At 71.0% G+C, this 25596-nt stretch carries 22 protein-coding genes; 15 read left to right on the forward strand and 7 right to left on the reverse strand.

The features are described 5' to 3' along the window. Positions 1-20 precede the first annotated feature (20 nt). Entirely contained in the window at positions 21-788 is a 768-nt protein-coding gene (locus tag D7I44_RS01120; RefSeq protein ID WP_120787801.1) for an SDR family oxidoreductase, read from the reverse strand. 102 nt (positions 789-890) lie between these two features. Here D7I44_RS01120 and D7I44_RS01125 point away from each other — a divergent pair, with 102 nt between their 5' ends. Beyond that, complete coding sequence (locus tag D7I44_RS01125) at positions 891-1730, forward strand: helix-turn-helix transcriptional regulator (protein WP_120787802.1); 840 nt, start codon at positions 891-893, stop codon at positions 1728-1730. Here the strand turns inward: D7I44_RS01125 and D7I44_RS01130 are convergent. Together D7I44_RS01130 and D7I44_RS01135 are read right to left on the reverse strand one after the other, a co-directional pair. After that, positions 1727-2149 carry an organic hydroperoxide resistance protein gene (locus tag D7I44_RS01130; RefSeq protein ID WP_120787803.1) on the reverse strand — a complete coding sequence of 141 codons (423 nt, stop codon included), beginning with the start codon at positions 2147-2149 and terminating at the stop codon, positions 1727-1729. The genes D7I44_RS01125 and D7I44_RS01130 overlap by 4 nt on opposite strands. Continuing rightward, positions 2149-2625 carry a MarR family winged helix-turn-helix transcriptional regulator gene (locus tag D7I44_RS01135; protein WP_120787804.1) on the reverse strand — a complete coding sequence of 159 codons (477 nt, stop codon included), beginning with the start codon at positions 2623-2625 and terminating at the stop codon, positions 2149-2151. Before D7I44_RS01135 ends, D7I44_RS01130 begins: the two co-directional genes overlap by 1 nt. 99 nt (positions 2626-2724) lie before the next feature. On the opposite strand from D7I44_RS01135, the gene D7I44_RS01140 reads away from it, so the two are divergent. The 6 genes from D7I44_RS01140 (at position 2725) to D7I44_RS01165 (ending at position 11861) form a co-directional block, all read left to right on the forward strand. After that, the gene (locus D7I44_RS01140) at positions 2725-5454 is read left to right on the forward strand and encodes a hypothetical protein (protein ID WP_120787805.1); all 2730 of its coding nucleotides are present in this window, start codon (positions 2725-2727) and stop codon (positions 5452-5454) included. Beyond that, positions 5451-8204, forward strand: coding sequence for an FtsX-like permease family protein (locus D7I44_RS01145; protein ID WP_120787806.1), 2754 nt, complete (start codon positions 5451-5453; stop codon positions 8202-8204). The genes D7I44_RS01140 and D7I44_RS01145 overlap by 4 nt, the downstream gene beginning before the upstream one ends. Further along, a complete protein-coding gene (locus tag D7I44_RS01150; protein WP_120787807.1) occupies positions 8201-9112 on the forward strand; it encodes an ABC transporter ATP-binding protein in 912 nt (303 codons plus the stop codon). The genes D7I44_RS01145 and D7I44_RS01150 overlap by 4 nt, the downstream gene beginning before the upstream one ends. Continuing rightward, positions 9109-9867, forward strand: a complete 759-nt coding sequence (locus D7I44_RS01155) for an ABC transporter ATP-binding protein (protein ID WP_120787808.1) — start codon at positions 9109-9111, stop codon at positions 9865-9867. The genes D7I44_RS01150 and D7I44_RS01155 overlap by 4 nt, the downstream gene beginning before the upstream one ends. Before the next feature lie 127 nt (positions 9868-9994). Then, a complete protein-coding gene (locus tag D7I44_RS01160) occupies positions 9995-10810 on the forward strand; it encodes a glucose 1-dehydrogenase (RefSeq protein ID WP_120787809.1) in 816 nt (271 codons plus the stop codon). Between the two features lie 43 nt (positions 10811-10853). Beyond that, complete coding sequence (locus D7I44_RS01165; protein WP_120787810.1) at positions 10854-11861, forward strand: NADPH:quinone reductase; 1008 nt, start codon at positions 10854-10856, stop codon at positions 11859-11861. 1 nt (position 11862) lies between these two features. Here D7I44_RS01165 and D7I44_RS01170 read toward each other — a convergent pair whose 3' ends face one another. Genes D7I44_RS01170 through D7I44_RS01180 form a run of 3 tightly spaced genes read right to left on the reverse strand, consistent with a single transcriptional unit; the run spans position 11863 to position 15120 of the window. Next, positions 11863-12771, reverse strand: a complete 909-nt coding sequence (locus D7I44_RS01170) for a carbohydrate ABC transporter permease (RefSeq protein WP_120787811.1) — start codon at positions 12769-12771, stop codon at positions 11863-11865. A gap of 1 nt (position 12772) precedes the next feature. After that, positions 12773-13738, reverse strand: coding sequence for a carbohydrate ABC transporter permease (locus tag D7I44_RS01175; RefSeq protein WP_245979870.1), 966 nt, complete (start codon positions 13736-13738; stop codon positions 12773-12775). 41 nt (positions 13739-13779) lie between these two features. Further along, positions 13780-15120 carry an extracellular solute-binding protein gene (locus D7I44_RS01180; RefSeq protein ID WP_120787812.1) on the reverse strand — a complete coding sequence of 447 codons (1341 nt, stop codon included), beginning with the start codon at positions 15118-15120 and terminating at the stop codon, positions 13780-13782. A 112-nt stretch (positions 15121-15232) separates the two neighbouring features. Here D7I44_RS01180 and D7I44_RS01185 point away from each other — a divergent pair, with 112 nt between their 5' ends. The 8 genes from D7I44_RS01185 to D7I44_RS01220 all read left to right on the forward strand — a co-directional run bounded on the left by D7I44_RS01185 (position 15233) and on the right by D7I44_RS01220 (position 25190). Then, positions 15233-16258 (forward strand): LacI family DNA-binding transcriptional regulator, encoded by a 1026-nt coding sequence (locus tag D7I44_RS01185; RefSeq protein ID WP_120787813.1) that lies wholly within the window; start codon positions 15233-15235, stop codon positions 16256-16258. 69 nt (positions 16259-16327) lie between these two features. Next, complete coding sequence (gene arfA / locus D7I44_RS01190; RefSeq protein ID WP_120787814.1) at positions 16328-17872, forward strand: arabinosylfuranosidase ArfA; 1545 nt, start codon at positions 16328-16330, stop codon at positions 17870-17872. 76 nt (positions 17873-17948) lie between these two features. Continuing rightward, on the forward strand, positions 17949-19589 hold the full coding sequence (locus D7I44_RS01195; RefSeq protein ID WP_120787815.1) for an ABC transporter substrate-binding protein: 1641 nt from the start codon (positions 17949-17951) through the stop codon (positions 19587-19589). Further along, positions 19586-20542, forward strand: coding sequence for an ABC transporter permease (locus D7I44_RS01200; protein WP_120787816.1), 957 nt, complete (start codon positions 19586-19588; stop codon positions 20540-20542). The genes D7I44_RS01195 and D7I44_RS01200 overlap by 4 nt, the downstream gene beginning before the upstream one ends. Continuing rightward, on the forward strand, positions 20539-21396 hold the full coding sequence (locus tag D7I44_RS01205) for an ABC transporter permease (protein ID WP_120787817.1): 858 nt from the start codon (positions 20539-20541) through the stop codon (positions 21394-21396). The genes D7I44_RS01200 and D7I44_RS01205 overlap by 4 nt, the downstream gene beginning before the upstream one ends. Continuing rightward, on the forward strand, positions 21389-23089 hold the full coding sequence (locus D7I44_RS01210; protein WP_220093807.1) for an ABC transporter ATP-binding protein: 1701 nt from the start codon (positions 21389-21391) through the stop codon (positions 23087-23089). The genes D7I44_RS01205 and D7I44_RS01210 overlap by 8 nt, the downstream gene beginning before the upstream one ends. Beyond that, positions 23086-24174: a peptidase C39 family protein gene (locus D7I44_RS01215; protein WP_120787818.1), complete on the forward strand. Its 1089-nt coding sequence runs from the start codon at positions 23086-23088 to the stop codon at positions 24172-24174. The genes D7I44_RS01210 and D7I44_RS01215 overlap by 4 nt, the downstream gene beginning before the upstream one ends. Next, entirely contained in the window at positions 24171-25190 is a 1020-nt protein-coding gene (locus D7I44_RS01220; protein ID WP_120787819.1) for a class I mannose-6-phosphate isomerase, read from the forward strand. Before D7I44_RS01215 ends, D7I44_RS01220 begins: the two co-directional genes overlap by 4 nt. A 129-nt stretch (positions 25191-25319) precedes the next feature. On the opposite strand, the gene D7I44_RS17970 is transcribed toward D7I44_RS01220, so the two are convergent. Continuing rightward, complete coding sequence (locus D7I44_RS17970; protein ID WP_162939989.1) at positions 25320-25481, reverse strand: hypothetical protein; 162 nt, start codon at positions 25479-25481, stop codon at positions 25320-25322. Positions 25482-25596: the final 115 nt, after the last annotated feature.

Raw genomic sequence — 25596 nt, forward strand, 5'->3', positions numbered from 1 at the left:
GTACCCAGCGACGCGGGTGATCAGGCGGAGGCCGCGTGGCGGTCGGTCGAATTCACGGCCGCGACGACCTGGTCGTAGTCGCCGCGCACCTCGGCGAAGCGCAGGAAGCCCACCCGCTCGACGAGGATCTCGTGGGTGTCCGGCTGGGCCTCGATGAGCTGCATGACCTCGTCGACGTATGCGTCGAGCGGCATGGCGATCGGGTTCTCCGACTGGCCGGGCATCAGCTCGGTCGCGACGGCCGGCGGCACCAGCTCGAGCAGCTTGACGCTCGTGTCGGAAAGCTGCAGCCGCAGCGACTCGGTCAGCATATGGATCGCGGCCTTGGTGGCGTTGTAGCTCGGCGTGACGCGCAGCGGCGTGTGGGCGAGCCCGCTCGAGACCGTCACGAAGGTCGCGTCCGCCTGCGCCTGCAGGTGCTCGACGAAGGCCGCGAACAGACGGATCGGGCCGAGCAGGTTGGTCGTGACCGTCTGCTCGGCCGAGGCGAGGAAGCCGGCGGGGCTGTGCCAGTCCTCCGCCCGCATGATGCCGGCCATCGCGATGACGACGTTGAGCGACGGATGCGTCGCGAGCACCTCTCTCGCCGCCGCGGTGATGCTCGCGGCATCCGCCGTGTCGAGCTGCACGGTGTCGAAGCCGTGCCGCTGCGCGAGCTCGTCGAGCAGCGCCGCGCGACGGCCGCCGATGATGACGGTGTTGCCCTTCGCCTGGAAACGCAGCGCGAGGGCGAGCCCGATGCCGCTCGTCGCGCCGGGAATGAAGATGGTGTTTCCCGTGATGTTCATAGCAGCAACGATGCGGGCATCCGCTCGGCGTAAAAAGAGACGCAGTGATCGTGGGATCGGCGGTCCCTGGTTGCGCTCGGGCCGGCGACGCATGATGGATGCGTGGACCGCACCGCCCTCGCCGACTTCCTGCGCCGCCGCCGCGGCGAGCTGCAGCCGTCCGACCTGGGACTCGCCGCGGGCGCCCGCCGTCGCGCGCCCGGGCTGCGTCGCGAGGAGGTCGCGGCGCTCACTGGCATGTCGGTCGACTACTACACGCGGCTCGAGCAGGGCCGCGGCCCGCAGCCGAGCGAGCAGATGCTCGCCGCACTGGCACGGGCGCTGCGGCTGAGCGACGACGAGCGCGACTACCTCTTCCGCATGGCCGGCCACGCCGCGCCCGACCGCGTCGGCGGCCTGCCGCACGTCGCGCCCGCGCTGCTGCGCGTGCTCGACCGGCTCGAGGACACGCCGGCGCTGATCCTGTCGAACATCGGCGAGACGCTGGTGTCGAACCGTCTCGGGACGGCGCTGTTCGGCGATGCGTCCGCCCGCACGGGGTTCGCGCGCAGCGATGTCTGGCGGTGGTTCGCCGACCCGACCGCGCGTGAGATCTACCCGGCGCCCGATCGCGATCGGCAGGCACGCGCTCTGGTCGCGAACCTGCGCGCCGCCTACGGGATCGACGGTGCCCGGTCGCGGGCCGGCGAGCTCGTGCGCGCGCTGCAGGCCGCGAGCCCGGAGTTCGCCGAGCTGTGGGACCGGCACGAGGTCGCCCGCCGCTTCGAGGACCACAAGGTGCTCGTGCACCCGGAGCTCGGGCCGATCGAGCTCGACTGCACGGTGCTGTTCACCGAGGACCAGTCGCAGGCGCTGCTGATCCTGACGGCGCCGCCGCGCACCGAGGGCTGGGAGAAGCTGCAGCTGCTCGCGGTCCTCGGCACGCAGAGCTTCGCGAGTTAGTCGTCGGTGACCGTGATGGTCACGTCGATGTTGCCGCGGGTGGCGTTCGAGTAGGGGCAGACCGTGTGCGCGGCATCCGCCAGCGCCTGCGCCTCGTCGTGCGGCAGATCGGGAATCGTGACCTCGAGCTCGACCGCCAGCTGGAACCCGCCCTCGCCGTTGGGGCCGATGTGCACGCGGGCTCCGACCGTCTCGTCGGCGAGCTTGATCTTCTGCGCGCGGGCGACGCCGAGCAGGGCCGAGTGGAAGCAGGCCGCGTAGCCCGCGGCGAACAGCGCTTCGGGGTTCGCGCCGTTGCCGGAGCCGCCCATCGCCTGCGGGATCGCCATGTCGAGGTCGACGCGGCCGTCGAGGGTGGTGACGTGGCCGTTGCGGCCCTCGCCGGTCGAGAGCGCCTCGGCGGTGTAGAGGATGTCCATTACTTGCCCTTTCCTTGTGGGTGGTCTTGTGGGTGGTCTTCGCCGCGCATGCGGGCGCTCAGCGTCTTCGCGAGCGAGAGCAGCTGCAGGTATTCGTCGTGCTCGAGGCCGGTGCGGTCGCCGAAGCACCGCGGGATGTCGTCGAGCCGGCCGTAGAGCTCACGCCCGGCATCCGTCAGCGAGATCTCGACCACACGCTCGTCGGATGCCGCGCGCCGGCGCTCGACGAGGCCGCGCGACTCCAGGCGCTTGAGCAGCGGCGAGAGCGTGCCGGAGTCGAGGCCGAGCAGTTCACCCAGCCGGCCGACCGTGAGGTCGTCGTCGCCGTACAGCGCGATCAGCGCCAGATACTGCGTGTAGCTGAGCTTCCATGGCGCGAGCAGCTCGCGGTAGATCTGCCCGAACTGCCGCTCGACCGAGTAGACGGCGAAGCAGAGCATCGGGTCGAGGGCTTCTGCAGCGGTCGCATTGGACATGCTTTGATCATTGCACACGATTCAATTGTGTACAACTGAATTGTCGATGCGGCGTTGCGCTACGCAATGGCGAAGCGCTGCGCCCCATAGAGTGGCCGCATGATCGCGGCCCGACGCGTGCGTGCGCACAGCGCCCTCTTCGCCGCGCTCGCGTGCGTCTGCGCGCTGCTCGCCGGGCTCGGGGTCGGGCTCGTGGGCCACCTCGATTCGGCCGCGCTCGACGGTGTGCGCAGCGGTATCGGCGGCCTCAGCGGCGCGCAGGCCGAGCTGCGCTTCGACGCGCCCAAAGCCGACGACACTGCGAAGCAGAGCGCACGGGCCGAGGCGATCATCGCGCGTGAGCTGCGCCACGGCAGGTCGTCCGTGCCCGTGACGGTGACGCGCACGACTCCCGCCGACGACGACGACTTCATCTGGACGGTGCGGGCGGACGCCTCGCGCATCGCCCCAGCCGATCTGCCCGTGCTCGCCCGCGCGGGCTCCCGCATCCACAGCGCAATGCTCGACGACGACGCGGTCGGCGCGCAGGGCGTCGAGAAGTCCGGCTCGCTCGACAGCCAGGCGAAGGCGCTCGCGGCGCGGGTGGCGCCGCTCGCAGGCATCCAGCCCGTCCCTCTGCTGCTCGTCGCCGCGATCGGGCTCGTGACCCTCGCCGAGCTCGCGCGCCTGCTCGACGGAGTGCGGCTGCGCGAAACGGCGCTGCTGCGCTCGCGGGGGGCGTCGGCCGCGCGCGTCGGGCGCACCACGGCCGTCGAGGCGCTCGTCGTCGCAGGGCTCGGCGCGGTCATCGGCGCCGGCGCCGCCACCGAGCTGCTGCTGGTCTTCGGCGAGCATCCGCTCGGGTGGTCGCTGCTCGGCGCGATCGTGCTGGCCGTCGTCGCGGCGGCCGTCGCGCTGGTCGCCGGCGTCGCCTACAACTCGGCCCGTCTCGCGTTCCGCCGCGACACCGTCGACGACTCGGGGCGCGTGCGCCGGCTCGCGGCCCCCGGGCTCGTCGTGCTGCTCGTCGCGGCAGCCGGGCTGTCGCTGTGGCGCTACCTGCAGTTCGGATCACCGCTCTCGCCGACGAGCACGGGAGCTGCGGTCGACCCGATCGCGGTGCTCGCCCCAGCCCTCTGCCTTGCGGCCGTCGCAGTGCTGTGCCTCGCCGTGTTCCCGCCGGTCGCGCGCGGCCTCGAGTCGGCGGGGGCGCGCGGCGACGGTGCCCGCCTCGCCCTCGTCGCCGGCCAGCTCGCACGGCGGGCGCGCATGATCGCATCCCCCATCGTGCTGATCGCGCTCGCGGGCGGCGGCCTGGTGGTCGCGGCGTGCTACACGCCGACCTGGCAGGCGGCAGCCGAGCACACCGCGGCGATGCGCGCGGGCAGCGACCTCGTGGTGACGGGCACAACGGATTCTTCGGCCATCGGCGCTGCGCACGGGGTCCGCGCCGCGGCGCCGGCCGTCGAATTCACGTGGCAGACCGACTCCGGCGTCGACGCGAGCCTCGCGGCGCTCGGGCAGAGCGGGCTCCGCCACGCGGTCTCCCCCGCGGGCGGCGCCGTCGACCGGACCGCTCTCGCCGCCGCGACGCGCACGCCGCTCGCCGGCTCGCCGATCCCCGCGGGGGCGACCGAGCTGTACTTCTCGATCACGGCATCCGGCGTCACACCGACCCTCGCCGCCTTCGTCGTCGACGCCGACGGCATCGGCACGCGACTGCCGCTCACCGCGCAGGGCACGGAGGTCGCCCAGACGGCGCTTCCCCGTGGCTCCGGACGCCGACTGGTCGCGCTCGAGGTGAGCGTGCCGGCGGCGTACCCCGCCTTCGTCCCCATCCCCGGCCATCCGGAATCCGGCCACCTCGAACCCGTCGAGGTCGCGTTCCACGTCGGCTCCGTCGTCGCCGCCGATGCCGACGGCGCGGCGCACCCGCTCGCCCTCGGCGGCGCCTGGAAGCCGGTCGGCAGCGAGTCCGCGGGCGGCTACACCGGCCCGTACTCACCGGACGGCACGCTGGGCCTCACCGGCATGGGCGGGCAGGCCACCGTGCTGCGCTTCGTGCCGCCGCAGGCGCAGGCGGTGCCCGTGGTGATCTCACGGGCGTTCGCCACGGCGAGCCATGCGAACGCGGGCACGAAGCTCAGCTTCGACCTGAGCGGCGGCGCGGGCGGCGACCTCGATGCGACCGTCGCGAGCGTGCGGCCCGAGCTGCCGGGCGCGCGCGGCGAGTACTCGGTCGTGGCCGACTTCGCCGCGCTGCAGACCCAGCGCATCATCGCCGGAACCGACCCGCTGCCGGCGAGCAGCGTGTGGGTGCGGACGGATGCCCCGCGCGGTGCCGCCGCGGCTGTCGCGCACGCCCTGCCGGGCGCCCGCATCACCGGTCCGGCGATCGATCCGGGCAACCGGGTGCTCACCGCCGTCCCGGTCGCGCTGTGGCTCGGAATGACCGGCGGCGCGGCTCTCGCGCTCATCGCCCTCGCGGCGGTGGCCGGCGAGCTGCTGCGGCTGCGGTCGGAGGAGGTCGGCGTGCTGCGCGCCCTCGGCTTCGCCCCGCGCACGCTCGCGCGCCTGCGGCGGTGGGAGCTCGTCGCCGCCTGCCTCGCCGCCGCCCTCGGAGCTGCCGCGAGCGGCGCGATCACGAGCGCCCTCGTGGTCCCCGGCCTCGCGCGCGTCGCCATCGAGAACCCGTTCACGGGGCTGCGCCAGCCGCTGCACGTCGACCTGGTCGGCCTCGGTGTCGCCGCTCTCGCGATCGCCGTCGTGATCGCAGGAATCGTCACCGTCTACGGGGCGCGCGTCGCGCAGCAGGCGCGCACCGTGGTCGCGCGGGAGGGAGCCAGATGACGCGACGCTCCTCTGCCGGCACCCCGCAGCTGCTCGCGCGCGCCGCGACCCCCGGCCTCTCGATCACGGCGCTCGTCGCCCTGCTGACACTCATCGTCGCGCTCTGCTGCGGGCTGGTCCCCCGCGCGCTGGCCGCGCTGTCGGCATCCGATCTGAGGCATTCGGTGACGTCCCTCGCCGACCCGCGCCGTGACGTGAGCGGCGCCGTGATCCCGTTCCTCATCGGCGACTCGCCGAACACACCATCGCCGGAGAACAGCGTCGAGCGGGCGTTCGGTCGCGTCGACTCGGCTCTGCACAACGCGAAGGCGCAGGCATCCGCCCCGCTGCGCGCCGTGCTCGGCGAGCCGCACGTCGTCGCCCGCAGCGCGCGCCAGCCCGTCACGCCTCTCCAGCCGAAGGGCACCTATTACTTCGCCCTCGCGGCAGACCCGCGCTACGAGCAGCAGCTGAAGCTGACCTCAGGCGCGCTGCCGCAGCCGTGGCAGCTGCCTGCGGACAGCGATGCGTCGAGCAGCAGCCTCAGCGGCCTGCAGGGCGACGCGTCCGGCGCACCGCCGATCGAGCTGGTCGTCTCGACGCAGACTGCGAAGCGGATGGACTTGACGGTCGGCGAGGTGTTCCTCACCTCGATCAGCGACCTCTCGGTGCAGGTGCGGGTGAGCGGCATCTTCGACCCCGTGAAGCCGGACTCGGACTACTGGCAGAACACGCCGAGCATCGTCTCCCCGATCTTCCACCCCGGCATCAACAATCCCGACCAGTACACGGCGACCGGGTTCGTGAACCCGCTCACGCTCACCGCGTTCCAGACGGGCACGGGCAGCCAGTACGGGGTGTTCACCGGCGCCTTCTGGTTCCCCGTCGACGCGCGCGCGGTCACGAGCGCGAACGCGCGCGGCGTGAAGGCCGGCATCGAGGGGCTCCAAGAACGGCAGATCTCCATTCCCGCCGCCGAGAAGGGCGAGACGGTGCGGGTGCCGGTGAAGACGGACCTCGGCACCGAGATCGGGCAGAGCCTCGGCCGCATCGCCGCCACCCTCGCGGTCATCGCGGTGCTCGTGAGCGGGCCGGGCGGCGTCGTGATCGCCGTGTTCGCGCTTGCGGTGCGCGCGGTGCTGCAGCGCCGCGCACCCGTGCTCGCCCTCGTCGCGGCCCGGGGTGCGAGCGCTGCGCAGCTGCGCGGCGCGGCGGTGCTCGAAGGGCTCGTGGCCGGGGTGCCTGCCGCCGCGCTCGGCGCGGTGATCGCCGCGGGCATTTCACCGGGGTCGGATGCCTGGGCCTGGGTCGCCCCGCTGCTCGCCGGCCTCGTTCCGGCCGTGCTGTTCGGGGTCCTCGGGGGCGGGGCGGCCTCCTCAGGCATCCGCACCACCCGTCGTGATCTGTCGGCACGTGCGCGCGGAAGCGTGCGCTGGGTCGTCGAGGCGTGCGTGGTCGGCGCGGCTGCGATCGCGACCTACCTGCTCGTGCGACGCGGCCCGATCGCCGACGCGGGCTTCGACCCGCTGCTGGCTCTCACCCCGCTGCTGCTCGCCCTCGCGGTGAGCATCGTCGTGCTGCGACTGCTGCCGCTCGCGCTGCGCGCCGGGCTCACGATCGCCCGCCGCGGCCGCGGCCCCGTCGGGTTCATCGGTGCGGCGCGCGCCATGCGCGACCCGGCGCTCGGCGTCGCAGCCGCCCTCGCGGTCGTGGTGGGGGTGTCGATCGCGGTGCTGTCCTCCGGCGTGCTCGCGACGATCCAGGCGGGCGCGCAGGCGCAAGCGGTCGCTGCGGTGGGCGCCGACGTCCGCGCCGACAGCGCGGTCTTCACACCGAAGACCATCGCTCGGGCTCAGGCGGCGCCGGGCGTCGCACGCGTCGCCGGGGTCGGCACCGGCGCCAACCTCGATCTCGGGCTCAACGGCAAGACGAGCACCGTTCAGCCGATCTTCGCCCCGAGCACCGAGCTCGGCGCCGTGCGCGGCGACGTGCCCTCCGATCTCGCGCACAAGGTCGACGGCCGCGTGCCCGTGGTCGTCTCGAGCGACCTGCTCGAGACTCACGCCATCGGCGCCAAGCAGAGGCTCGGCGACGTGCCGGTCGTCATCGTCGGCTCGCTGCCCGGCGCGTCGCAGCTCGGCGCGGATTCGCGCTGGGTGCTCGTCGACAGCGCGTACGCGGAGCAGCTGAGCGGCTCCGCGTTCGAGGCGACCCGGCTGTTCGTCTCGCTGCGGCCCGGCGCGGGACCCGCACCTGTCGAGACGGCCGTCATGCGTGCGGCTCCGTATGCGGTGGTGACGGATGCCGCAGCCGCCGTCGCCGTCGTGAACTCGGCCCCCGCGGCATCCGGCCTGCGCCTGTCGCTCGTGATCGGCGCGGTCGGCAGCGCGCTGCTGGCCGCGATCGCGGTGTTCGCCGGCTCGGTCACCGCCGGCTCGTCGCGGAATCGCGCGATCGCGATGTTGCGCACCATGGGGCTCACCGTCGGGCAGTCGCTGGGTCTCGTCGTGTGGGAGATCGTGCCGGTCGTCGTCGCCGCCGCCGCAGTGGGCCTCGGCCTCGGCCTCGCGATGCCGCGGCTGCTCGTCGCGACCACCGATTTCGCGCCGTTCACCGGCGGCACCGCGCACCTCGCGGTCGCCACCGACTGGGCGCAGCTCGCCGAGCTGCTCGCCGGCGTGCTGGGGGTCGCCGCGCTCGCGACCCTCGTCGCCGTGCTCGTCGCGCGGCGCACCGATCCGACCGGCACCGTCAAGATGGGGGCAGAATGACCACCGCCACAGCCGCCGCCACAGCCGCCTCCGCCGCTGCGCGACCTGCGATCCACTGCCGCGATCTCGTGCGCATCTTCTCCGCAGAAGGAGTCGAGGTGCAGGCCCTGCAGGGGCTGGGCCTCGAGGTCGCGCCGGGCGAGCTCACCGCCCTCGTCGGCGCGTCCGGCTCGGGCAAGTCGACGCTGCTGTCGATCCTCTCCGGGCTCGATGTGCCGACGGCCGGTCAGGCATCCGTCGCGGGCTTCGACCTGCTCGCCATGCGCGAGCGCGACCGCGTCGGCTACCGCCGCCATGTCGTCGGCTTCGTGTGGCAGCAGACGGGCCGCAACCTGATCCCGTATTTGAGCGCTGCGGAGAACATCGCGCTGACGCTCGCGGTCGCCGGCGCGCCGCGCAGCGGCCGTGCCGCGCGCGCCACCGAGCTGCTCGAGCTGCTCGACATCGGCGAGCTGGCCGACCGCAGGCCGCAGCAGCTCTCGGGCGGCCAGCAGCAGCGCGTCGCGATCGCCGTCGCCCTCGCGAACGAGCCGGAGGTGCTGCTCGCCGACGAGCCGACCGGTGAGCTCGACGAGGCGAACTCGGCGCTCGTGCTGGAGGCGATGCGCGCGGTCAACGAGCGCCTCGGTGTGACGGTGCTGATCGTCACGCACGACCCGGGCGTCTCCGACCACGTGCGGCGCACGGTGCAGATCCGCGACGGGCGCACCTCGACCGAGACCCTGCGGCGCACCGAGGTCGCCGATGACGGCGCCGAGCGGCACATCGCCGAGGAGTTCGCCGTGCTCGACCGCGTCGGCCGGCTGCAGTTGCCGCCCGACTACGTCGCGGCGCTCGACCTCAAGCACCGCGTGCGGCTGTCGCTCGAGGACGACCACGCCGAGGTGCGGAAGGGGGACGCCGAATGAGCGCGATCAGCGACTCCATCATCACTGCGACCGGCCTCGGCCGCGTCTTCGGCAGCGGCGACACCGAGGTGGATGCGCTGACGGACGTCTCGCTCGAACTCGCCCCCGGCGAGCTGGTGCTGCTGCGCGGGCCGTCGGGCAGCGGCAAGACGACGCTGCTCAACCTGCTCGGCGGCCTCGACCGGCCGACCACTGGCTCGGTGAGCCTCGGCGGGGTCGAGCTCACGACGGCGAGCGAAGACGTGCTCGCAGGCATCCGGCAGAAGGAGATCGGATTCGTGTTCCAGTCCTTCGCCCTGCTGCCCGTCCTGTCCGCCGCAGAGAACATCGAGGTGCCGCTCCGCATCGTGCGCACTCCGGCCGCCGCGCGCGAGGCGCGCGTCGCCGAGCTGCTCGCGGCCGTCGGTCTCGCCGACCACGCGAACCAGCGCCCCTACGAGCTCTCCGGCGGCCAGCAGCAGCGCGTCGGCATCGCGCGCGCCCTCGCCAACCGGCCGCGGGTGCTCATCGCCGACGAGCCCACCGGGCAGCTCGACTCCGGCACGGCGGCGCAGATGATGGCCCTGATCGCGTCGCTCGTGCACGAGGAGGGCGTCGCCGCGATCGTCTCGACCCACGACCCGCGCATGGCCGAGTACGCCGACCGGGTGCTGCAGCTGCACGACGGGAAGCTCGCCGGCAGCGGTGCCGGCGCGCGCGGTCGGCACGCGGCGGCTGAAGAGCAGCCGCCGAGGCGTGCCGAAACGGCCTTCTGAGCAAGAATTCCCCCGTTTCGGAACGTCTCGACGTACGGAAGCCTCGAGTCTGGGACGGCACGGCAATCCAAAGTCCCTGTCAGCATGCGCTTCGCGCGACGAGCATTCGAGCGGAAAGGCAATGACTATGACAGACACACAGGGCCGGCTCGCCGGCAAGGTCGCGTTGATCAGCGGGGCCGCGCGCGGAATGGGCGCATCGGAGGCGCGGCTGTTCGCCGCGGAGGGGGCCTACGTCGTCATCGGCGATGTGCTCGACAGCGAGGGTGAGGCGGTCGCCGCCGAGCTCGGCGCTCGCGCAGCCTATGTGCACCTCGATGTGCGCGTTCCCGAGCAGTGGGTGCTCGCCGTGGACACGGCGGTCAGCCGGTTCGGCGGCCTCGACGTTCTCGTCAACAACGCGGGCATCGTCGAGATGTACCCGCTCGCCGAGTACCCGATCGAGGCGTGGCAGCGCATCATCGACATCAACCTGTCCGGGGTGTTCTACGGCATGCGCGCCGCGGTCCCCGCGCTGCGCACCGGCACACCGGGGCACGCGGGGCACAGCTCGATCGTGAACATCTCGTCGATCGACGGGCTGGGCGGCTCGCCGCAGCTCGCCGGGTACGTCGCGGCGAAGTTCGGCGTGCGCGGGCTGACGAAGGCGGCGGCGCTCGAATACGCGCGAGAGGGCATCCGCGTGAACTCGGTGCACCCCGGCCTCATCGAGACGCCGATGACGGCGGGCATCCCCGCCTCGGCCATGCCCATCCCGATGGGCCGCGCCGCGCAGCCGGAGGAGGTCGCCGAGCTGGTCCTCTTCCTCGCGAGCGACGAGTCGAGCTACTGCACCGGATCCGAGTTCACCGTCGACGGCGGCATGATGGCGCAGATCCCGATGAGCGGCGAGCTGGAGCTGCCCGCACAGGCGCCCGCCGACCGGCAGCTGGTCACGCACTGACCGGCATCGCCCTCACGCGCATGCCCCGACGTAGGGTCGAGGTATGCGCGCGATCGTCTATTCCGAGAAGGGCCCGTCGAGTGTTCTGAGGCTCGTCGAGCGGCCGGTGCCGGCGCCGGGCGTCGGCGAGGTGCGGGTGAGACTCGCGTTCTCGGGCGTGAACCCGACCGACGTCAAGAGCCGCGCGGGCGCGGCGGCGCGCGGCTCGTTCGCCGAGGTGACGCCGGGCCAGGACGGCGCGGGAACCGTCGACGCCCTGGGCCTCGGCGTCGAGGGTCTCGCCGTCGGCGACCGCGTCTGGCTGTACCTCGCCCAGCACGAGCAGCCGTACGGCACCGCTGCCGAGTACGTGACGCTGCCCGCCGGGCGCGCCGTGCCGCTTCCGGAAGCGGCGGGCTTCGAGCTCGGCGCCGCGCTCGGCGTGCCGGCGATCACCGCGCATCGCGCGCTCACCTCCGGCGACGTCGCGCGCCTCTCCCCCGGCTCGTTCGAGGGCAGGCACGTGCTCGTGCAGGGCGGCGCGGGGGCCGTGGGGAACGCCGCCATCCAACTGGCGCGCTGGGCGGGGGCATCCGTCATCGCCACCGTCAGCAGCGACGAGAAAGCCGCACTCGCGCGCGCGGCCGGCGCGCACCATGTGGTCGACTACGCGCACACGGATGCCGCGGCCGGCGTGCGCGCCGCCGCCCCGGAGGGCGTCGACCTGATCGTCGAGGTCGCCCCTGCGGTGAACAACCCGCTCGACCAGGCGGTCGCCCGGCACGGTGCGACCGTCGCGTTCTACGCGAACAACGGCGGCGACCAGCTCGTGCTCGACATCCGCCCCACCTTCTCGCTGGGGCTGCGCTACCAGGGACTGCTGCTGTACACGCTCGAGGCCGAGCAGCTCGAGACGGCCGTCGCCGACGTGAGCGCCGCCGTCTCCGCGGGCGCGCTGCGCGTCGGCGAGGACGCCGGCCTGCCGCTGCACCGCTTCCCGCTCGCCGACAGCGCCGCCGCCCACGATGCGGTCGACGGCGGTGCGGTCGGCAAGGTGCTGATCGAGCTCTGAGCTAGCCCTTCAGACCGCTGCCCGTCACGCCTTCGACGATCTGGCGCTGGAACAGCAGGTACAGGATGATCAGCGGCAGCGCCGCGAGGATCGCGCCGGCCTGGATGTCGGCGTAGCGCTGGCCGAAGCTGCCCTGCACCGTCGCGAGTCCGACGGGGATCGTCATCAGGTTCGGGTTCGACAGCACGAACAGCGGCAGCAGCAGGTTGTTCCACACCCCGACGAAGGTGAGGATCGAGACCGCTGCGATCACCGGCCGCGACAGCGGCAGGATGACCGACCAGTACACGCGCCAGCGGTCGGCGCCGTCGATGCGCGCGGCCTCCTCCAGCTCGGCGGGGATGCCGTCGAAGAACTGCTTGAAGATGAACACCGCGACGACGGCCGGCACCTGCGGGAAGATCACCGACCAGTAGGTGTTGAGCAGCGACATCCAGTTGAGCATCTGGAAGATCGGCACGATGAGCACCTGCGTCGGGATCATGATGCCGAGGATCACCAGCAGGTACGTCGCGTTCCGCCCGGGGAAGCGCAGGCGCGAGAGCGCGTACGCCGCCATCGAGGCGAAGAACACGGTGAGGAATGCCGTGATCACCGAGGTGATGCCGCTCGCCAGGTACCAGTTCCAGATGTCGCCTGCGTGGAAGAACGACGCGAACGAGTGCAGCGTCGGGTTCCAGTTCGCGAGGATCGCCTGCGCCCCGAGCGCCGCGACGCCGTTGTCGGTGAACGAGGTCTTGAGCGCGAACAGGCTCGGGATCAGCCAGATGATCGCGAACACGATCAGCACGATGATCGAGACGATCTGGAACGTCTTCCCGCTCGTGCCGATGCGCGCGCCGGTCTGGTGCGGTGCCGCGCCCGAGATGTAGCGCTGGCGCCTGGGGGGCCGAACTGCGGTCGTGGTCATCTCACGCCTCCCTTCTGGCTGCAGCCCGGTCGAACAGCTGCCGGATGACGGCGACAGCCACGATGAGGATGAAGAGCAGGACAGAGGCTGCGGATGCCGCGCCCACCCGGTTGTCGGTGAAGGCCGTCCCCGTGATGAGCCCCAGCGCGACCTGCGTCGAGATGCCCGGCCCGCCGCTCGTCATGAGGTACACCTGGTCGAAGATCTTCAGGCTCGCGATGATCTGCAGCAGGATCACGAGCGTCGTCGTGCGGCTGAGCAGCGGAATGGTGATGTAGCGGATCTGCGACCAGTTCGACGCGCCGTCGACGGCCGCCGCCTCGTACAGCTCGCGCGGGATGTCCTGCAGCCCGGCGAGGTAGAGCACGAAGTTGAAGCCGAGCGTCCACCACACGGTCGCGATCGCGATGCCGATCATGGCGGTGTTCGGGTTCGCGAGGATGCCGTTGCCCGGCGTCATGCCGAGCAGGTGCTGCAGGTACGCCCACAGGCCGGTGGCCGGGGTGAACACGAACACCCAGATGAGCGAGATGGTCGCGCTCGGCAGGATGAACGGCAGGAAGAACGCCAGCCGGAAGAACCACTGACCGCGACGGATGCGGTTCGTCAGCACCGCGAAGATGAACGCGAGGATGACGAGCGGCGGGGTCGTGTAGATGGTGAACTGGAGCGTGTGCCACATGGCGCTCCAGAAGTCAGGCCTGGTCAGCATCTCCGCGTAGTTGGCGAAGCCGGCGAACGAGCCGAGGTCGGTGTGCACCATCGAGGTGTTGAAGAAGCTCGCGACGATCATGTAGATCGTCGGGCCGATCAGGAACACCAGATAGAACAGGCCGAACGGCGCCATGAAGAGCCATCCGCTGCGGCCGTCGCCGCGGCGCAGCGGCGACACGGTTCGAGGGGCGGATGCCGAGCGGGACGCGCGCGGTTTGATGAGCGCGGCCGCTGGAGCTTGGGCGGTGGTCACGTCGTTGTACCTCCGTTAGTCAGGGGTTGGCCGAGGCCGGGTCAGAGGGGGCTCGGGGTGTTGAGGTAGATCTTCAGCTGGCTCGTGATCGACTCCCGCGCGGCCGCGGGCGTGGCCACGCCCTGCTGCACGAGGCCGAGCTCGGCGCCGACGATGCCCTCGAAGGTGGAGCCGGAGCCGCCGTACCACGCGGGGTCGTCATAGACGGCGTGGTCGGCTGCGGACGCGTAGTGCGCCTGCGGCACGAGCTTCTTGTAGGCGCCGCTGGTCTGCACAGGCAGGTAGGCGGGAACGTGGCCGCCCTGGGCCCAGGTCATGCTCTGGTCGAGCATCGACTTGATGAATCCCATGGCCTGCTTCTTCTGCTCAGGCGTGCGATCCTTCTTCGGAAGGATGAAGGTGTGGGAGTCCGCCTGCGCAGCGGGCTTGTCGTAGAGGGTGGGCACCGGCGCCATGTCGAACTTGAGGCCCTTCACGAGCTGCGCGGTCGTGAGCTCCCACTCGCCCTCGAGGTAGAGGCCCGCCTTGCCGGTGAACATGTACGACTGGGCGGTGCCGTAGTCGAGGCCGCTGTTGAGCCATCCCTTCTTCACCCAGCTCTGGATGCGCGAGGTGACGTCTTCGAAGATGTCCCAGTCGACGGTGAGCTTCGCCCCGTTGTCGGACAGGAACGGCGTCGCGCCCGTGTGCTGGTTGTACAGGGTCGTGAAGACGCGCCACGGGGTCGCGGTCTCACCCGCGACGTTCGCCGAGGTGATCGCAGGACCCTTCGTGACCTTGCTGATCGCGGCGAGCGCCGCCTCGAAGGTGTCCATCGAGTCGAGCTTGACGATCTGGCCATTGCTGCCGAGCAGCCCCGCCTTCGAGATCACGTCGACGTTGTAGAACATCACGAGCGGATGCGTGTCGAGCGGGATCGCGATGTTGTGGCCGTCGGTGATCTGCGCCTTCCACGGCGCCTGGCTGAAGTCGGAGGGGCTGAGGCCTACGAGCGCCAGGTCGTCCTCGGTGATCGGATCGAGGATGCCGCCCTCCCACAGCGGCTTCGCCCTGGTCAGGTGCGAGATCGCGACGTCGGGCGGCTTGTGGCCGACGGTCGACAGCGTGACCTTCGAGTAGTACGGATTCCCCCAGGCGAACGTCGTCGACTGCAGCGAGCTCGCACCGCCGTGCGTCTTCTGGTAGCCGGCCTCCATCGTCTGCATGCGGCTGCCGTCGCCGCCGCCGAACAGATTCCAATAGATCAGGGTCTTCGGGTTCAGCTGCGAACCCGCGAGCCCCGCGGTGACAGGCCCTGCGCAGCCGGCCAGTGCCGGAACCGCAAGGCCCGCGAGACCCGCAGCGAGGAATCCCCGCCTGGTGAGTCCCGATGCTTTCGCCATCTCGACCTCCTCGTCATGTGGCGCGCGCCCGCTTCTCACGGACGTTCGGCCTGAGCATTACATCGTTGGAATGCGAGCGCAAGGGTGAGTTGGTCGATAAGCTCTGGCCACGATGCGCGCAACCGTACGAGACGTCGCCCGGCTGGCCGGGGTGTCGCCGAAGACCGTCTCGAACGTGATCAACGGCGTCATTCCGGTGCGTGCAGAGACGCGTGAGCGCGTGGAATCCGCCCTCGCCGAGCTCGACTACGTGCCGAACATGTCGGCCCGCGGCCTGCGCAACGGGCGCTCAGGGAACATCGCGCTCGCACTCCCCGACCTCAGCACCGCGTACTCGGCCGAGCTGTCGCGCGGCTTCGTCGAGCTCGCTCACGAGCGCGGCTGGGCGATCCAGCTCGAGCAGAGCGGCAACGACCCGCACCGCGAGGTCGAACTCGTGTCGCGCGCACGCACGCACCTCGTCGACGGGCTGATCCTCAACCCGACACTGCTGTCGATGAGCGTCGTCGCCGGCAAGACCGAGCTGCCGCCGACCGTCGTCATCGGCGAGGTCGAGCCGTACGGCATCGACCAGGTGCACGTCGACAGCCAGGGTGCCGCGCGCGAGATGACGCAGCACCTGATCGACACAGGCCACCGGCGCATCGCGGTCGTCGGGGGGTCGGACGAGGGGTGGCGCTCTGCCACGAGCCTGCTGCGCATGCAGGGCTACCGCGACGCGCTGCAGTCTGCAGGCATCGCCGACGACCCGGCGCTCAACCTCGTGCCTGTCGAGTGGACGCCCGCGGCAGCGGCATCCGTCTTCACCGCCTTTCTCGACCGCCTGGCGGCCGAGGGCGGCGCGCTGCCCGACGCCGTGTTCTGCTTCACGGACTCGATGGCGCTCGGGGTGCTGCATGTGCTCGCGAAGCGGGGCATCAGTGTGCCGGGCGCGGTCTCGGTCGTCGGATTCGACGACGTCGACGAGTCACGGTTCGCGATTCCGGCGCTCACGACCGTCGGCTTCGACAAGCGCCAGATCGCGGATGCCGCGCTGACCGCCCTCGCGCGGCGCATCGCCGAGCCCCATGCACCCGCATCGGACATCGTGATCCCGCACCGGCTGGTGCTGCGCGACAGCGTCGCGGACAGGACGTGAGGCGCCGGTGCGACGCGCCGTCGGAACACGGACTTGCCCCTGGGTTTACAACGATGTAATGATCACACCATGACTTCAGCGCGGATCATCCTGGACCGAGATTTCACCGTCGGGCCCGTGCCGCGGCGCCTGTTCGGCTCGTTCGTCGAGCACATGGGCCGCTGCGTGTACACGGGCATCTTCGAGCCAGAGCATCCGACTGCCGACGAGAACGGCTACCGCCAGGACGTGCTCGAGCTCACCCGCGAGCTGGGCGTCTCGATCGTGCGCTACCCGGGCGGAAACTTCGTCTCCGGCTACCGATGGGAGGACGGCGTCGGCCCGGTCGAGACGCGCCCGCGCCGCCTCGACGGCGCCTGGCACACCGTCGAGACCAACGCCTTCGGCCTGCACGAGTTCGCCGGCTGGGCGAAGAAGGCCGGCGTCGAGGTGATGGAGGCGATCAACCTCGGCACCCGCGGCGTCGAAGAGGCGCGCGCTCTCGTCGAGTACGCGAACCACCCCGGCGGCACGTACTGGTCCGACCTGCGCGCGAGGAACGGCGCGAAGGACCCGTTCGGCATCACGGTGTGGAACCTCGGCAACGAGCTCGACGGCCCGTGGCAGATCGGCCACAAGACAGCCGACGAGTACGGCCGCCTCGCGCAGGAGGCCGGCAAGGCGATGAAGCTCGTCGACCCGTCGATCGAGCTCGTCGCGGTGGGCTCGTCGGGGCGCGGCATGCCGACCTTCGGCCAGTGGGAGTACACGGTGCTCTCGCACGCCTACGACGAGGTCGACTACGTGTCGATGCACGCGTACTACCAGGAGCACGACGGCGACGCGCTGTCCTTCCTCGCCAGCTCGAACGACATGGACGGCTTCATCGACGAGGTCGTCGCCACCGTCGACGCGGTGAAGGCCAAGCGGCACTCGAAAAAGCAGGTCAACCTCTCGTTCGACGAGTGGAACGTCTGGTATCAGCGCGGCCTCGAGTCCGAGGACCAGCCGCACGTCGTCGAGAAGCGCGGAATCTGGCGCGAGCACCCCCGCCTCATCGAGGACACCTACAACGTGACGGACGCCGTCGTCGTCGGCAGCTTCCTCAACTCGCTGCTGCGGCACGGCGACCGCGTCACCATCGCCAACCAGGCCCAGCTGGTGAACGTCATCGCCCCGATCCGCAGCGAGGAGGGCGGGCCGGCGTGGCGGCAGACGATCTACTGGCCGTTCGCCCGCATGGCAGAGCTCGCGACCGGTCAGATCCTGCGCACCGCTGCGAGCGGCGACCGTTTCGACTCGGCGCAGTACGGCGATGCGCCCGTCGTCGACGCGAGCTCGACCTATGACGAGGAGACCGGCCGGGTGGCCGTGTTCCTCGCGAACCGGGGGCTCGACGAGGCATCCGACGTCACCGTGTCACTGCGCGGCCTCGACGCGCAGCAGGTCACGCGCGCGGAGGTGCTCACGATCCCCGAAGGCGGCGACCGCTTCACCGCCAACACCGAGCTGCTGCAGGATGCCGTGGGCCTCACCCGCCTCGACGCGGTGACGATCGACGAGGGCGGCGAGGTGCGCGTCACCCTGCCCGCACTGTCGTGGGCCGTCGTGGAGCTCGCGGTCCGCAGCGCGTGAAGCCCGAGTCGGGCGTCTAGGGCGAAATGTAACAGAGTGGCAAAAGGGCGATTCGGTTGCTAAATACACTTGATGGATGCCCCCCAAGCACCCGCGGGCGACGAGCACAGCACTTCTCGCCGCCGCCACCCTCACCGTCCTCGTCCTCACCGGCTGCTCGAGCCCGCGTTCCACGTCGTCGAGCACCGGCTCGAGCGCTGATCTGACAGACACCGGGAAGTCGATCAGCGATGTCACCGTGTCGATCAACGGCGCCCCGAGCAGCCTCTACCCCGGCATCGCGGCCGGCATCCTCGACTACGACGTCGCATCATTGAGCGCCGAAGGCCTCGTGCAGATCGGCGACGACGGCCAGGTCGAACCGGCGGTGGCGTCGTCGTGGACCCAGCCCGATCAGCAGACCATCGTGTTCGAGCTGAACCCGCACGCGAAGTTCCAGACCGGCGCGGCCGTGACCCCGGCTGATGTGATCGCGAGCATCGACGCCGCGAAGGACCCGAATGTCTCCCCCGCGACCGCGTCCTACCTGGGCGCGGTGGACAGCGCGACGCAGACCGGGGACGACGAGGTCACCGTCAAACTGTCGAGCGCCCAGCCCGACTACCTCGCCAACTTCTCGGCGGCGAGCGCACTGTGGATCTATCCGGCGAGCTACTGGCAGTCGCACTCGAAGGACGTCGGCTCCGCTACGGCCCTTCCGGTCGGCACCGGCCCCTACAAGATCACGAAGTACGTGCCCGACAGCGAGATCGACTACGCCCTCACGAACACGTGGTGGGGTGAGACCGGCGCGAAGGCCGTCACCCCGCATGCCAAGAAGATCACCATCTCGATCATCACCGACGAGAGCGCCCGCGTGCTCGCCGCGAAGAGCGGCAAGACCGACATCGCCCTGCAGGTGCCGATCGCGCAGACGGCCGAATGGAACGCCCTCAAGGACTTCCGCATCGAGCACGCGGCGGACCTCAGCTACACCGGCTTCTACTTCCAGCAGTCGGTGAAGCCGTTCGACGACCCGAAGGTGCGCGAGGCCATCGGCTACGCCTTCGACTACCAGGGCGTCGTCGACAAGCTGCTCAAGGGCCAGGGCAAGGTCGCGACCGCGATCGCGACCCCGCAGTCGGTCGCGAGCGTCTACCCCAGCGCAGCATCTGCCGCGAAGGCGCTCGACCTGTCGCCGTTCGACTTCGACATGAAGAAGGCGAAGGCGGCCCTCAAGGCGTCGAGTGTGCCCGACGGCTTCACCACCGAGCTCGTCTACCCCTCCGACTACCCCCAGCTCGGCCAGGCCGCGCTCGCGCTCGCGCAGAACCTCAAGACGATCGGCATCACGCTGAACGTCAAGGAGGAGCCGGTGGATCAGTGGTTCGGCACCCTGAGCGACGGAACGCACGGGCTCAACTACATGCTGTACTTCTCGACCACGGGCGACGTCACCGACACGAGCGGGTACCTGCTCGGCGACCAGAACCCGGGCGGCTACAAGAACAGCGAGGTTCAGAGCCTCGTCGCCTCCGCCTCGAGCTCGGCCGACGAGAAGACCCGCGTCTCCGACATCCTCACGGCGAACAAGCTCGCGATCGCCCAGGACCACGCCGACATCCCGCTGTGGTGGGGCGAGTCCTCGACCGCATTCGAGAACGGCATCGGCATCAAGGACTTCGGCCCGTACCTGCTGACCCGTCCCTGGGGTGCGAACATCTTCGCCGCCAAGTGAGGTTCAGCCCGCTCGCGCGCACGATCACGCTCCGCATCGCGGGCGTGATCGTGCTGCTCGCGGTCATCTCGTTCCTGGTCTACTGCCTGCTGTACTTCGCGCCGGGCGACATCGTGTCGAACCTCATCGGGACGAAGAAGACGGATCCGGCCGTGATCGCGGCGCTGCGGGCGAAGTACGGGCTGGACGGCGGGCTGTGGTCTCAGTACTCGAACTGGCTCGGCCGGGTGCTCCGCGGCGACTTCGGCACCTCTGTGCAGAATCAAGTGCCGGTGCTGCGGGTATTCCGGGAAAAGGGCGGCATCACCGGCATCCTGTGCCTGCTCGCCTTCGTCATCACGATGGTGATCTCGGTCCCGCTCGGTGTGCTCGCGGCACGCAAGGAGGGCCGCTGGCAGGACTCGCTGATCTCGACCGTCTCGCTCGTCGGCCTGTCGGCGCCCGCGTTCGTGATCGGCCTCATCCTGCTCTACGCGCTCGCCTACTATCTGCCGCTGTTCCCCGTGTACGGCATCGGCACCGGCTTCGGCGACCACGTGTACCACCTTTTTCTGCCCGCGCTGGCGCTCGCGCTCGGGTCCGCCGCGATCATCGTGAAACTGACCCGCACGGCGATGATCCAGCAGCTCGCCGGCGACCACGTGATGTTCGCGCGGGCACGCGGCCTCTCCGAGTGGCGGGTCACACGCATCGCCGTGCGGAATGCCGCGATCCCGATCGCGACGAGCGCGGGGCTGGTGCTGACCTACCTCATCGGGGGCACGGTGCTCGTCGAGGCGACTTTCTCGATCCCCGGCCTCGGCAGCGCACTTGAGAACGCCGTGCAGTTCAAAGACTTCCCCGTCGTGCAGTTCCTCGTTCTCGTCGTCGCGCTGCTGATCGCCGTCATCATGCTCGGCGTCGACCTGCTTTATCTCGTGCTGGACCCGCGACTGCGCCGGAGAACCGAATGACCGTCACCTCGCTGCTGCGCACCCCCGGTCTCGCACGCTCCCGACGCCGCGCCTCGTTCCTGACGGCAGCGGCGCTGGCCGTCGTCGCAGTCGCCGTGATCGCCGCCGTCTTCGGCCGACTGATCTTCCCCGACGCCACGCATCAGGATCTGCTCGAGACGCTCGCGCCGCCCGGCAGCGACGGGCATGTGCTCGGCACCGACTCGCTCGGCCGCGACATCCTGCAGCTCACCGTCGCAGGCGCGGGCAGCGCGCTGCTCGGGCCGCTCGTCGTCGAATGCGGCTCCATGCTGCTCGCCATCGTGCTCGGCACGCTCGCCGGCTACAAGCGCGGGCCGATCGACTTCGTTCTCGGCCGGGTCAGCGATCTGCTGTTCGCGCTGCCCGTCGTGCTCGTGGCGCTGGTCGTCGGCGGCATCTTCGGCGGCGGCTACTGGATGCTGGTGGCGATCTTCATCGTCTTGTTCGCGCCGTCCGACCTCCGTGTCGTGCGGGCCGGCGTGCTCGAGCAGACGCCACGCGCATACGTCGAGGCGGCGAAGCTGCTGGGGTACTCCACGTGGCGCATCCTGTTCCGGCACATCCTGCCGAACATCAGGAACCTCGTCGTGACGGAGTTCCTGCTCAGCTATGCGGGGGCGATCCTCGCGCTCGCCTCCCTCTCCTACCTCGGCATCGGCGTCTCGCCGGGGGCGGCCGATTGGGGGCGCCAGCTCGCCGACGGCCGCGAGATCATGTTCAGCAACCCTGCGGCGGTCGTCGCGCCCATGGTGTGCGTGCTGCTTGTGGCCTGCGCGGTCAACGTGCTCGGCGACGCGTGGGAGGCTCGCGCAGAGAGGGAGTTCCGTGGCTGAGCCGCCGGTCGTCATCGCCGAGGGCCTCACCATCGAAGGCCCCGTCGGTACCATCGTGCAGCCGCTGTCGTTCGCCGTTGCGGCCGGGCGCTCGCTCGCGATCGTCGGCGAATCCGGCTCGGGCAAGACCATGGTGGCGAAGGCCCTGGTCGGACTGCTGCCGAACGGCGTCTCGTCTTCCGGGTCTCTTCGGCACGCAGGCACGGCAGCGCTGCTGCCCCAGGATCCGTTCACGAGCCTGTCTCCCGTGCACCGCTGCGGCGAGCAGATCGCCTGGACCGTCCGCGCCGCCGCGCGCCGCGCCGGTCGCCGCGCGCCCGGCCGCCGTGAGCTCGCCGCCGCCGTCACCCGGCTCCTCGACGAGGTCAATCTCGCCGCGTCGGTGTCGGAGAAGTACCCGCACGAGCTTTCCGGCGGAATGCGGCAGCGTGTCTCGATCGCCGCGGCGATCGCCGCCGACCCGCAGTTGCTGATCGCCGACGAGCCGACGACCGCGCTCGATGCCTCGAACCGCCTCGAGATCCTCGAGCTCGTGCGGCGCGTTCAACGCGAGCGCGGCCTCGCCGCGCTGCTCATCTCGCACGACCTCGGACTCGTTCGCGGCTTCGCCGATGACGTGCTCGTGCTCTACGCCGGCCGGGTGGTCGAGGCGGGCCAGGCCGCAGCGGTGCTCGGGTCGCCGGTGCACCCCTATACCGCCGCGCTGAGTCAGGCCGACCCCCCGATCGATGTGCGACTGGTGAGGCTCGGAGGGCTCGAGGGCTCGGTCCCCAAGCCGGGCGAGCCGCACTCCGGATGCATCTTCTACGCGCGCTGCGCCCTGCGGCAGGAGCGCTGCCTCGAGGCAGAGCCGGCGCTCGAGCCGCGCACGAACGCTTCGGCCGCCGCCTGCTTCGTGAGCGACGGTCCGCTGCCGCTCGCACGGCCCGAGCGCGCGGCCGAATCCGCCGTCGCGACCGCCTCGGCCCTGCTCGAGGTCGCCGGCGTCACGCGCTCGTTCGGCCGTCATCTCGCCCTCGCGCCGGCCGACCTCACGGTCGCGCCGGGCGAGGCGGTCGGCGTCGCCGGCGAGTCCGGATCGGGCAAGACCACCCTGGCGCGCTGCATTGCAGGACTCGAGGCGCCGGATGCCGGCACCATCCGGTTCGAGGGTGTGCAGCTCACGCCGCGGAACCGCACGCCCGGCGGCATCCAGGTCGTCTTCCAGGACCCGTACTCGGCGCTCAACCCCGCACTGTCGATCGGCGGCGCCCTGGCGGAGGCGATGCGCTCCGCCCCGGCCTCCGCCCGCCGCTCGGTAGCCGAGCTGCTCGCGATGGTGGGTCTGCCCGCCGACTACGCCCGCCGGCGCCCGCGGGAGCTCTCCGGCGGCGAGCGGCAGCGCGTGGTGATCGCGCGCGCCCTCGCCCCCAACCCACGGCTGCTGATCTGCGACGAGTCCGTGTCGGCGCTCGACGTCTCAGTGCAGGCTCAGATCCTCGAACTGCTGCGGTCCCTGCAGCGCGAGCTCGACCTTTCGCTCATCTTCATCTCGCACGACCTCGCCGTGCTCCGGCAGGTCTCCGACCGGCTCTATGTGATGCGACACGGGCAGATCATCGAGCAGGGGCCCACCGCGGCCGTCATCGACTCCCCCTCGCACGCCTACACCCAGCAGCTCGTTGCCGCCTCGACCGAAAGCAGCACCGCATGACGACCCAGGTTCTCGACTTCGACCGCGAAGCACTGCCCGACGCGCTGCTCTCGCTCGCCGCGCCCGCGGTGCTCGCGCGCTGGATGGCGACCGACCGTGCCTTCCACCGCCCACGACTCGTCGTCGTCGCCGACGAGAACGGAACCTGGCGGTCTGCGGCGCTCGTGACGGCACGACCGCACACCGCCTATCTCAAGATCGTCGACGTGGTCGCCGCCCCGAGGGACATCGCTGAGGCCGTCGACGCCGTAGTCGAACACGCCGAGTCGGTCGGCGCTGTCCAGCTCAAATGGGAGGGGTGGAGCATCGACCCCGCCCGCGCCGCCGAGCTTGGCTTCGTACCCCTGCTGCCCCCGCTGCCGTCCGGCGACGGCACCGCCCTGCCGGAATCCGGATACGTCCGCTGGCTCGGCGCTCCTGTCGCCGACCGGGTCCATGAGGCGCCCTACTACCGTCAGACGACCGACTTCACCTGCGGTGCGGTCGCCGCCCTGAGCGCCCGACTGCACGCGGGCGCGACGAGCGCCGACTCGTTCGGCCGCGACGCCGAACTCGCGTTCTGGCGTGGCGCGACGAACTTCCCGGCATGCGAGCCCGTGGGGCTCGGCGTCGCACTCCAACGTGCATGGCCGTCGCGGAAGGTCGAGATCGCGCTCGACACCGACCGCCCCGTCGTCGTCGACTTCCACCCTGAGCAGGAACGGGAGTGGCGCGCCGTGCTGCAGCGCCAATCTCGCGCGGAGGCCGCCGCGCTGGGGGTGCCGATCAGCGGCACCCGGCTGTCGATGACGGACCTCATCGCCGACCTCGCCGCCGGCGACGAGGTGCTGCTGCTGATGTCGCTCACGCTGATGCAGAACGACCCGACCCCGCACTGGATCCTGTGCCACGGCCTCGCGGGCGCCCCCGGGGCCCAGGTCGTCGTCGTGGAGGACCCGTGGGTCGAAACGCCGAACGGAGACAGCTGGGTCGACGCGCACCTCCTGCCCGTCGCACCGCGTGACCTCGACGCGATGTCGATCATGGAGGCGTCGGAAGGATTCGACGGCTACCGCGGGGCGGTGCGCGCTAGCGTCGAAGGGTGACGACGACGCACTCCCCGATCCTTCTCGACGCCAATCAGCCGGCCGCACGGCCGTATCGAGGCGGCGCGGGCATCGCCCGCTTCCGCGGGCTGCCCTTCGGCGGCGACGACCGCACGCCTGAGGACTTCGTCGGCTCGACCACGACCGTTCACGGCAGCGACGCGGTCGGGCTGACGACGTTGCCCGACGGCACGCTGCTACGCGACGCGATCACGGCAGACCCGAGCGGATTCCTCGGGCCGGAGCACGTCGGCCGGTTTGGCACAGACCCGCGGCTGCTGGTCAAGCTGCTGAACACGGGCGAGCGGCTGTTCGTGCACGCGCACCCGGGCGACGACTTCGCGCACAGCGTCCTGCACGAGCCGTACGGCAAGACCGAGGCGTGGATCGTCATGGAAGGCGAGTCGGAGGCGTGGTTGGGTTTCACGCACGACGTGTCGGCCGACGACGTGGCGGGCTGGTTTGAGAGGCAGGATGCCGCAGCCATGCTCGCCGCCATGCACCGCGTCTCGCTGCGTGCCGGCGACACCCTGCTCGTCCCAGCCGGACTGCCGCACGCGATCGGCCCTGGCCTCACCATCGTCGAGTTGCAGCAGCCCGTCGATCTCTCGCTGCTCCTCGAGTACGCGGGGCGGCCGGGGCTCGACGCGGGCAGTGCGCTGCTCGGCCTCACGCTCGCCGAGACGATGCCCGCGCTGCGCACGACCGCACTGACGACCGAGGAGCTCGCTGGCCTGCGCGGCACGCTGGGCGACGCATCCGCACCCGTCGGCCGCCTCTTCCCCACCGCAGCCGACCCGTTCTTCGCCGCCGCACTGCTCCGGCCCGCGCTGTCCGTCCAGCTCGCGCCGGGCTTCTCGATCGTCGTCGTCACCGAGGGCGGCGGCACGCTGAGCTGGTCAGCCGGCGAGCTGGGCGTCAGCCGGGGCACGACCGCCCTCATCCCCTACGGCGCCGGCTTCGTCACGTTCGCCGGCGATCTCACCGCGATCGCGGCCTTCCCGCCCGGCCGCTAGCGGCCATGGCGTTTTTCGTGAGAGAGAAGGTCGTGTTTTCCGATTTGCCCGACTCGCGGCATTTTGTACAAATCGGGACCTGAAGCGTCGGTCTCGACGGATTCGCTCCGATCGCGCGGGCGACGCGACTCAGATGCCGCCGGGGCCGACGTTCTGCCGGTTGACGATCGTCTCCATGTGCTCACGCTGCAGTTCCGTCTGGGCAGCCAGGTGCGCGTCGTCCGTCGGCACGGCGTAGAGGCGGTCATCGACGCGGCGCGGTGACCGCCGCCCGCCGGCGAACCCGGCCACGACCAGGGCGATGAGCAGAACGGCGACGACCCAGGCGATGATGGTGCCGATCGCGACGACCTCCTCCGGTTGAGAGCACTATACGTGCGTCTCACAGCGGCCGGAAGGGGAGCGC

The sequence above is a fragment of the Gryllotalpicola protaetiae genome (genome assembly GCF_003627055.1).
Taxonomy (GTDB): domain Bacteria; phylum Actinomycetota; class Actinomycetes; order Actinomycetales; family Microbacteriaceae; genus Gryllotalpicola; species Gryllotalpicola protaetiae.